At 33.1% G+C, this 2842-nt stretch carries 3 protein-coding genes; all 3 read left to right on the forward strand.

What is annotated here, in order from left to right:
* The first annotated feature begins 148 nt into the window (after window positions 1-148).
* Window positions 149-964: a hypothetical protein gene (locus ABX784_RS16700; RefSeq protein WP_372656199.1), complete on the forward strand. Its 816-nt coding sequence runs from the start codon at window positions 149-151 to the stop codon at window positions 962-964.
* A 78-nt stretch (window positions 965-1042) separates the two neighbouring features.
* Complete coding sequence (locus ABX784_RS16705) at window positions 1043-2395, forward strand: stage 0 sporulation family protein (RefSeq protein WP_372656200.1); 1353 nt, start codon at window positions 1043-1045, stop codon at window positions 2393-2395.
* Between the two features lie 5 nt (window positions 2396-2400).
* Window positions 2401-2842, forward strand: a 442-nt coding sequence (locus ABX784_RS16710; RefSeq protein ID WP_372656201.1) for an exonuclease SbcCD subunit D, incomplete at its 3' end; no start/stop codon positions are given.

Consider the following 2842-nt stretch of genomic DNA (forward strand, 5'->3'; position numbering starts at 1 on the left):
AAGGACTTCTACGAGAACCTTATTGCTGGTTATGATATGAGCTGTGAGCTTTTTCCAGAAAGAATTAGCGTAATTAACGGTAACCAAAGCTTAGAGCTTGTCTTTGAAGATATTAAAGAAGAATTAAATAAGCTTATCTTTAAGAAAGATGAGCAATAGTACAATACTTGAAAAGCTAATTTCACTATGGGCCAAGGATAAGCTGGCCCATTTCTATATTATACAACCATCACCGACTCAAGAAAACCCAAGAGACTTTACGAGGTCATGGACTAAAAACTTTCTCTCTAAAATAATAGCACAAGAGAAATCAATCTCTGAATCTGAAGCACTAAATAAGCTAGAGCTAGGAAATAGCGATATTCTTCAAATAAATAAAGAAGATGAAAATGAAAACTATAGTGTAAGCGATGAGAGCTTTAATGAGTTTTTTAAATTTCAGAACTATAGGCCTTTAGAGCTAAAACAGAGATTTATTGTAATTGATGATGCGCACTCAATTACTAAGATTCTAAGTAATAAGCTACTAAAGACTCTTGAAGAACCGGCTGCGAATACAACAATTTTAATGTTGGACCCGTATAGAAAAAAGATACTTCCAACTATATCATCAAGAGCTATTTATATTCGTGTTCCTGCAAAAGCTAATGAAAGCTCAACAAATACTACTGAAAAGCTATCAAATTTTTTGAGTGAAAATGGATTTAAAGAAGAATTTGTCTTAAACATAAAGAAAATTGAAAATAATAGATCTAATATCATGCCACTATATGACTCACTGAAAGGTAAGAAGTCCTTAGAGATTGAGTTTATTGACGCTTTGATTCAATACGTTAACCAACGTGGTTGCAGTTATAAGGAATTAGAATCATTTACAAATGCACTGAAGTGGTATGAAAAAGCTGCAGTGTTTAATAACTATTCTCCAGAAAAGCTCTCAGGCCTGATGCTCACCATCAATTAAGCTGCTTTGTACCTAGACAAATCACTGTAAATTCATGAATATAGTAGCTTAAATATATAAAAAAATGGATTTTACATAATGCAAGAAAATGCAAAAACAAATAACGAAAAAGAAGAAACTCAAATAAAACAGCCAGAGGCCCAAGAGAAAGGTGAAAGCTCAGTTCAACCAACAACAACAGCTAGTTCTTCTAGCAGTTCTGATGAGAGTAAGCTAACTGCAGGCGAAATAATTAAACTAGTTCGTGTAAGGTTTCCAGGAAACGCAAAATCTTTTCCATTCCTAATAGGAAAGAGAAAATTTATGTACGGTCAAAAAGTTATGGCCATGAGTGACCGTGGAATGACTTTAGGTTATATCAACTCAGTTCCATACGAAGTTCCATTTGATAAAAGTATGTTACCTCTTAAAAGTATTAGTAAAGTTGCTACTGACGAAGATGTTCATGAGCAAAGAAGCTACTACCTAAAAGAGAAAGAAGCTGAAAACTTCTGCAAGAATTTAATTGAAACACATAAATTAGATATGAATTTAACTCACGTTGAATTTATTCAATTTGGTAAGAAGGCCGTATTCTACTTTAATGCTCCAGCGAGAGTCGACTTTAGAAACTTAGTTAAAGATCTAGTTGCTGATTTAAAGATGAGAATAGAACTAAGACAAATCTCAGTGAGAGATAGGGCCGCAGCAATAGGTGCAATTGGTGTTTGTGGGTTACAAACATGTTGCTCAAGCTTTTTAAAGAATTACGGAAATGTAAGTATAAAGATGGCAAAGAATCAAAACCTTGCCCTTATCCCAAGTAAGATCAACGGAATTTGTGGCCAGATAAAATGCTGTATCAAATATGAAGATGATGTTTACTCTCAAAAAAGAACTCTACTTCCTAAGGAAGGAATTTTCTTAAAAGCTAAAAATGGTGATATCGGTAGAGTGCAAAAGCTACATCTATTAGTTGAACAATTTGATATGATTACAGAAAAGGGTCAAATCAGACGCTATTCAGTTAATCAATTTGTAAAAGACGATTGTAAACCACCTAAAGATTGGAAGTTTCCTAATGACCTTAGACACATTGTAAATGAAACAAGTACAGTGATTGGTCTTACAGATGAAGAGCAAAGAAAGTCTGAAGAATTCTTAAAAAAGTATAGCGAAGAAAATGGCGATAGTGTTGTAGAAGTTTTTGTAGATGACTCTGATGATGACAACAGCCTAGAAGAGCTCAATAGCCTTGAAGGTGAGATTCAGGTTAAGACTGAAAAGAAAAATAAGAGACCACAAAACAAAAGACCAAATAATAGAAATAGAAATAATCCTAAGCAAAACAATGAGAAGAAAGCTTCTTCTGCTGATGATAATACTTCAAAACCACCTCAAAAAAAGAAGTATAGACCTAAGAAGAAGAAACCATTTAAAAAACCTGAATAAACAATATGAAGATACTTCACACAAGCGACTGGCACTTAGGTAAGAAATTATATAAGGTCAGTCGTATAAAAGAGCAAGAGCTCTTTCTAGACTGGTTATCAAAATATATAATACATGAAAATATAGATATACTCTTAATAAGTGGTGATATATTTGATGTACCTACACCTCCAAACGAAGCACTAAAACTCTACTTTAATTTTTTAAAGACATTATCAGAAAAAAAACAAATACCTATTTTCATTATCGGTGGAAATCATGACAGCTCTAACTTCTTAGAAGCACCTGCACCGTTTTTAGAACTTAATAACATTCATGTTGTTGGTAACTTAAACGAGTTAGCAAAAGATAACTACTCCCCTTACGTTCATAATATAGAGATTAAAGGCGAAGAAGTATCGATATGCTTACTGCCTTATTTTAGAACTCATGAGCTATTTAATTTAG

Source organism: Halobacteriovorax sp. (assembly GCF_041587335.1).
Classification (GTDB): domain Bacteria; phylum Bdellovibrionota; class Bacteriovoracia; order Bacteriovoracales; family Bacteriovoracaceae; genus Halobacteriovorax.

Excerpts from the sequence above, each read along its gene's own strand:
- ABX784_RS16700 (WP_372656199.1), top strand. The coding sequence starts at position 149 with ATGAGCAATAGTACAATACTTGAAAAGCTAATTTCACTATGGGCCAAG.
- ABX784_RS16705 (WP_372656200.1), top strand. The coding sequence starts at position 1,043 with ATGCAAGAAAATGCAAAAACAAATAACGAAAAAGAAGAAACTCAAATA.